The sequence below is a fragment of the Fusibacter sp. genome (genome assembly GCF_057447755.1).
Genome location: NZ_JBVBZF010000170.1, coordinates 1 through 7,453, shown reverse-complemented (window position 1 = coordinate 7,453; position 7,453 = coordinate 1). Strand labels below are relative to the sequence as shown.

The window sequence follows — 7,453 nt, the reverse complement described above, 5'->3', positions numbered from 1 at the left end:
GCCATTTGTGACAACCAGTTCAGCACCTTTTCCATAGTATCTGCATCTTCAACTTGGATACAGTAATAAACCCATTGGATGTAGGCCTTCCAAAGCATGTCACTGTTATCGTTGTTTTTGGCCAACTGGATCAACTTTTCAACCATTTTTATACCAGTGGTATAATGACCCTGTCTCACCAAATAACGTGCATACATATGGAGGTATTCCATCTCAAGTGCGTCGATTTCATCTGTGCGCTCTTTTTCTCTTTCAATTAAAAATGCAATTTCCCTAAAGGTCTTTTCAGGTGTATGTTCAAGGCTAAGGGCTGATTGATTGTTGATTTCTGGATAGAGCTCATGTGAAAAATCAAAATAGGTCTTTAAATATCTCAAATAGTACTTCAAGTGTTTTTGATAATTACCAGCAGCTTGATAATGGTAAATTAGCTTCTGAATAATTAAAATGTCCCTTTTGTTTCCAACGAGCATTTCCTCCAGTGTATCTGCAATTTTGTTGTGGAGGATTTTACGCTTAGGGAGCGGAATGGCCTCGTAGATATATTCACGGAGTTTGTGGTGTGTGAATCGGTATCTCACGTCATCGTCACCTTCAAGTTCCTTCAATATAAACTTATCCTTGAGCTCCTGTATTTGATCAATGGTTTCATAGGGTTCTTTTGCGTAGAGTTTAAGTAAGAGATCAAATTCCAGTTCATCAAAGAACATGGCGGTAATATTGAGGATTTTCATAGCCTCTTGAGAGATGCCTATGAATCGCGCCGCAAGAATATCTTTGATTCTGCGATTGAATTTTTCATCTATGATGTTGATGTACTCCACTACAAAGAAGGCATTTCCCTCAGTTTCTTTGTATATGCGATTTTTTGCCGCCTCGTCAAGACGACCATCTGTCAGAAAATCGATAAAGGCCAATGTGTCTTCTTGACTGAAACGCTCTAAAATCAAGTCCTGAATGAGATTGTATTTGTGCATAATCGCCATGAATTGGTCTATTTTATTGGAATATTCATTTCTCATAGTCCCAATGAATGTCACGTGCTTACAATGAAGCATGATACTGATCAATAGTTTTAAACTGGTTTGATCCATCCACTGGAGGTCTTCAAATCCAAAGACGATTTTTTTATTTTGTCCAATTTCGTCCAAAAGATTACATATGATTTTTTCAAGAAAATCAAACTTAATGGTTTCCAGATTTTCCATCCGCATCTGTTCGTGTTTTTCAACAAAACTCGGAAAGACACGCGAGAGCATCTGCTGGATAGGGAGTGATATTTCAATGCCTCTAGCCTTAATAATTGGCGAAAGCTGTATAAAGATTTCGTTCCAAGGTTTAAAGTTGAATTCCTCTTCCATCTGATAGCAATTGGCTTTAAGAATATAAAAGGCCTGCTGGTTTGAAAGCTCAAAAGCTTCCTCCATGAGCTTGGATTTACCTACACCAGCCTCCCCCATGATGACAACGCCCTTTCGGTCCTTGTCTTTGGCAAAGGCATCTAATTGCTTTAAGACGATATCTTGTTCCGATTGTCTACCAAATAAGGTTTCTGGTGATTCTTCATCCACTCTTTGATTAATCAATTCATAATAGAGTTCGCGGGTTTCTTTATCTGGTAAAATACCCATTTCCTCGTCGAGCAAGGTCTTGATACGTTGATACTCTTCTACGATGGGTTTGTACTGATGCTGCAGATGATAGAGCTGCATTAAAAACCGTGTCACCTGTTCATCAAACTCGTCAATTTGGCGCATGGTCAGTGCAATTTCAAGCGCTTGGTCTACTAAAGCCTGGTCTTCTTTTTCCAGGATATTTTTAACAAACCTTGCCCCCAAGGTCATATATTTTTGATTGAGCGTCGCCTCAGTTTCCATGGTCCATGCTTCAAATTTTTCAGACTCCTTAAGCGTAAAACCCTCTAAAAACTTACCCTGGTAGGATTTGAGAAACTGAATATCATCATCGTCATAATCAAGCTTTAAGGATAGGGTTTCATCAAGTTCGATGATGTTCTTGTTAGGACAGTGAAAAATATCGAGATCCAAGTCTTTTTTTAGTCTGTAAAGGCTGTTTCTAAGATTTTTCTTGGCGGTTTGCTCATCCGTATCCGCCCATATTAAAGTCACTAATTCAGATCGAGTCACTCTTTTTTGGACACCAATATAATATAGGATGGCTTCACTTTTCTTGAGTGAAACATCCACTGCTTTACCGTCTATTTCAATATTAGGTTTTCCCAAAAGATTTAGTTTTATCATGTTCTTCTCGCTTCATCTCTATTATTTCTATGTCTTACCCTTGAATTTTACCACAGATTTAGCATTTATTAAAAAGGCTGCCTCTCGAACCTCGATTAGCAGCCATTCTGTTTAATACTATTTTCCACCTTTTACATAGTGTTTGTCAACTAAAGATTGAACCAATTCTTCTTTTGGAATAAATGGCAATGTGATGTGATCTGTTGATCTGATGTCATTGTACTCAATAGAGGTTTCAAGTGCATGCTCGTTTCTTGCCCAAGCACGTCTTGCAACACCACCCATTACATCAAACGGCATGGCATTTGAAAGAATTTCATCAACGCGCTCACTGCCATCAAGGACCATACCGAAACCACCGTTGATTGATTTACCGATACCAACACCACCACCGTTATGAAGGGCGATAAGGCTCATACCGCGAGCAGCGTTACCTGCAAATACATGTGTTGCCATTTCCGCCATGATGTTCGAACCGTCTTTGATATTTGACGTTTCTCTAAATGGTGAATCCGTACCGCCTGTGTCATGGTGGTCTCTACCCAGCATAACTGGACCAATCTCGCCATTTCTAACCATTTCGTTGAACTTAAGTGCTATTTTAAGTCTACCAAGTGCATCTTGGTAAAGAATTCTCGCTTTTGTACCTACAACCAATTTGTTCTTTTCAGCATCTCTGATCCAAATCCAGTTGTCTCTATCTTGGAATCTTCTCTCAGGGTTGATGCATTCCATAGCCGCTTGATCTGTTTTTCTAAGATCTTCGTCTTTGCCTGTGAGGCAAACCCATCTGAAAGGTCCATAACCATAATCGAACAATACAGGTCCTAAAATGTCTTCTACATAAGAAGGCCAGATGAAGCCATCAAGTTCGTTGACGCCATTTTTACAAATTTCAGATACACCAGCATCAAAGATTGCTTTCATGAAGCTGTTACCGTAGTCAAAGAAGTAAACACCCTTGCTTGTAAGGGCTTTGATTGCTTTATAATGTCTCACTAAAGTTTCGTTAACGAGTTTTACAAATTTAGGCTTGTCCTTTGCAAGAAGCTCTGTACGCTCTTCAAAAGTAATACCTGCTGGACAGTAACCGCCATCATATGCATTGTGGCAAGAAGTTTGGTCAGATAAAAGATCGATGTGAACATCGTTTTCAACTGCATATTCAAGTAAGTCTACAATATTACCAAGGAAGGCGATTGCAGCTTTTGTGCCTGCCGCTTGATGTGCTTTTGCGCTGTCAAAGGCTTCTTTAGGCGTTCTTGTTACTTCGCTTACCCAGCCTTGAGTGTGACGTGTCACGATTCTAGACTCGTCTACTTCAGCGATGATACCAACGCCACCAGCGATTTCAACTGCTTTACCTTGAGCCCCACTCATACCGCCAAGACCCGATGTTACGAATAATCTGCCTTTTAAATCTTTATCTTCAGGAATACCGAGTTTATCTCTACCCGCATTTAAGATTGTTGAATAAGTCCCATGTACAATCCCTTGAGGACCGATGTACATCCAACCACCAGCTGTCATTTGACCATAAGAAGCCACGCCAAGTGCCGCTGCACGGTTCCAGTTTTCAAGGTCATCAAACATACCGATCATCAAGCCATTTGTGATAATTGCTCTAGGTGCTGTTTTTGGAGACTTGAATAAGCCAAGTGGATGACCTGATTGAACTACTAAAGTTTGTTCATCTGTCATTACTTCTAAATATCTCTTGATTAAGTGATATTGCATCCAGTTTTGACATACTTGACCAGTTTCACCATATGTTACGAGCTCGTATGGGTAGAGGGCGATGTCAAAATCAAGGTTGTTGTCAATCATAACTTGCATTGCACGACCTTCAACGGTTGCACCCTTGTAATCATCGATGGATTTACCTTTGATTTCAGTAGCAGGTCTAAATCTGTAGCCATAGATTCTTCCCATTGTTAAAAGCTCTTCTAAAAATTCTTCAGCCAATGCTTCATGCCATTCTTCTGGGATGTAACGCAAAGCATTTCTTAGAGATAATGCCGTTTCTTCTTTTGATAATGTAAATTCACGCTTTGGTGCTCTTCTGATCCCCTCAACAAACTTTGGTTTTTCAGGTAAGGTCTTGAAGATATCTTCAAGTTTGACTTTCATTGCTTTTGAAATATCTGAGTTATTAATCATCTTTATACGCCTCCATGTTCAATTCTATTAATCACATTGTAGAGGTTAAACGTCTATTTTTAGTCTTCTCTTTTGTCAAAAAAAGTCGATTCGCAGTTTCTAAGTGTCCACCACAAAAAAAGATACACCTTACCAGGCATAATTGGGGGCCGTGGAAAGGTGTATCCGAATATGGGTTAAATTGGAAAATAACGTTTTGATGGATTATTTCACTTGGTCTTGGATTGCTGCTTTTCCTTTGAAGGCATTAATTGATTGTTGAATCAATACGATTGCAAGGATAAAGAGCGCTATTGAGAAGCCCAGTAAAATATAGTTTGTCAAGTTTGCAAAGATTAACTGCACGAGTGCTGCTAGTGTTACCGCAAACATAAAGACCATTGGAATAAGGACTTGCTTGTATTCTTTGCCCATTTCCTTTAACCAAATTGCAAGTGCCAATAATGCAAGTGCTGCTAAAAGTTGGTTTGCAGATCCGAACAATGGCCAAATTTTAGTCCAACCGTAGAAGGCTAAGCTACCACCGAAGATAACAGTGATCCCTGTAGAGACATATCTGTTCGTAATGCCTTTTTCAGAAACTTCTTCACCACTTGTAAAGAACTCTTGGAAGATAAATCTTGCAAGTCTTGTTGCAGTATCGAGTGAAGTCAATGCAAAAGCTGAAATTGCAAGTGCTGTAAAGCTTTTTGCTGTTGCAAAAGGAAGGCCAAATGAAGTCATGAAGGTACCAAGACCATCTGCAAATACGTTAACTGGGCCACCATTTGCTAAGAGTTCAGCAAATTTATCTGCGCCAACGTAACCCGCTGTGATAATTGCGATTACTGCAAGAACACCTTCGATTAACATAGAACCATAGCCAATAAGTCGAATGTCTTTTTCAGTGTCGATTTGCTTAGAAGTTGTTCCTGATCCTACGAGTGAGTGGAAGCCAGAAATCGCACCACATGCCACTGTTACGAAAAGTATTGGGAATAGGGTTGATTTACCAATTGAGAAGCTTGTAACTGGCGCAAGTTGCATAGATGGTCCCATAATAACGATACCGATAAGTCCGCCTGCAAGCATTGCATATAATAAGAAAGAATTTAAATAATCTCTTGGTTGTAGTAATATCCAAACAGGTGTAACACTCGCTACGAAAATATAACCTAATAAAATAATCATCCAAACTTCTTTTGAAAGTGAAATTGGGAATAGAGTGCCAAGATAAATACATGCGAATAGGGCTACTACGCCAATAACAGAACCGATTGCCAAACTCACACCTCTTCTATAAACGAAGTAACCGAATACAACGGCTAAGAGGATAAACATTAATGAAGATGATGCTGCTGCTGGCACTGATACAAACGTGTTTGCAACGATGTTTGTAAAGGCTGCAACAACAAGTAGAAGTGTTAACCATGCAAATACTGCAAATAATTTTTTGCCTTTTTCTCCGATTGAAGTATGAATAACTTCACCTATAGATTTACCATCGTTTCTTACTGAAGCGAAAAGTGAACCCATGTCATGTACACCACCAAAGAAAATTGAACCGATGATGATCCATAAGAAAACTGGAACCCATCCGAAAATTGCTGCTGATATCGGACCTACGATTGGACCCGCACCTGCGATTGAAGAAAAATGATGACCTAATAATACCGGTGCTTTAGCTGGCACATAATCCACACCATCGTTCATACGATGTGCTGGCGTCTTAATGCTTTCATTGATCCCCCACTTTTTAGCGAGAGAAGCGCCGTATGTGACATAAGCAATAAAAAATACTACCACAGAAACTAAAATCAATAACATTGCACTCATTTTGTTCCTACCTCCCCAAAGTTTTTTATATTGAAGTCGTTTGACTTACAATCGTTTCAAGAAACTTATTATGCAATTTCAAAAGTCTCTTAAGCTCTTTTTTACCATAGGGATTGGAATATCCCTTTTGCGTGGTGGTGTCGATTAAAATAATACTGCCATTGACCCAGCCTTCCAAGCCAAATTTAAAGCTCTTATAGAACCTAAAGCGTTTAATAGCACTAATAATGCTGCTGTGTTGAGGCAGGTCTACTTCGACGACATAATACATGGAAGTTGCCATGTGGTCCTTGCTGGATGCCACATACTCTTTATGCTTTGACTGAAACATTGCTTTTATTTCATCTATTTTTGCCATGTCGAGTTCATTGACCTTTTCATAAAAAATAACCTCGTTATTTTCAAATGCATAATATTCAATTTCTTTCTTCAGTGCATATGCCGAGTTTCGCTCGTTATACTTTGCTATGAAATCACAAGCACCCTTTTTAGGCGATAAGATATCATAGTAAGCACTTAGGCTTTCTTTTAAAAAAGGACCAAATCCAATACATTTTGCCATAGTCTCCAAAGGTATCCTCCCTCTTGTCATATTTAGTCCATTTTATCTATTTTTTGATTTAAGAGTTGAATTTATGAATAAATTGTAAATTTCCATGTTTGAAGTGCATATTTCGCGTATGTAATATAACAGAATATTCCAATTATTCGTTTTGAAGTTCTGGTCCTTCAAATTTTGGGTGTAGAAAACCCCTAAAACGAGATGCGTCTTAGGGGTTTATCATCATTAGCATTGAATTTTAGTGTGTGAACCTTCAATTTCCTGTACGACCAAGAGTTGGGTCTGTATTCTCTCTTTGAGCTCCTGTACGTGGGAGATAATACCCACAAGTCTGTTTTGACTGGATAGATTCATAAGGGATTCTATGGCTTTATCGAGTGAATCGCTGTCAAGGGTACCAAAACCTTCATCAATAAACATGGTTTCAAGACTTATACCACCCGAAAAGCGCTGAACCACATCTGAGAGTCCAAGCGCCAAAGATAGTGATGCCTTAAAGGTCTCACCACCCGAAAGGGTTTTTACGTGTCTGAGTTTACCAGTATATTGGTCCATCACTTCTATGTCGAGGCCACTCTGGGCATTTCCTTTGCTTCTTTCCTTCTTCCTAACAAGCTCAAATCTACCCGTCGTCATTCTTTGAAGTCTCAAGTTG

5 protein-coding genes are annotated in these 7,453 nt (G+C 39.2%); all 5 read right to left on the bottom strand.

Going from position 1 to position 7,453, the window contains the following annotated elements; all coding sequences use genetic code 11:
• Positions 1-2,261: ATP-binding protein (locus AC220I_RS15275; protein ID WP_486724721.1), on the bottom strand; the 2,261-nt coding region annotated here is incomplete at its 3' end.
• 117 nt (positions 2,262-2,378) lie between these two features.
• Entirely contained in the window at positions 2,379-4,421 is a 2,043-nt protein-coding gene (gene hutU / locus AC220I_RS15270) for a urocanate hydratase (RefSeq protein WP_486724720.1), read from the bottom strand.
• A 204-nt stretch (positions 4,422-4,625) separates the two neighbouring features.
• The gene (locus tag AC220I_RS15265) at positions 4,626-6,236 is read right to left on the bottom strand and encodes a carbon starvation CstA family protein (protein ID WP_486724719.1); all 1,611 of its coding nucleotides are present in this window, start codon (positions 6,234-6,236) and stop codon (positions 4,626-4,628) included.
• A 25-nt stretch (positions 6,237-6,261) separates the two neighbouring features.
• Entirely contained in the window at positions 6,262-6,798 is a 537-nt protein-coding gene (locus tag AC220I_RS15260; protein WP_486724722.1) for a DUF8052 family protein, read from the bottom strand.
• 225 nt (positions 6,799-7,023) lie between these two features.
• Positions 7,024-7,453 (bottom strand): SbcC/MukB-like Walker B domain-containing protein (locus tag AC220I_RS15255; protein WP_486724718.1); only part of this gene is annotated, 430 nt, incomplete at its 5' end.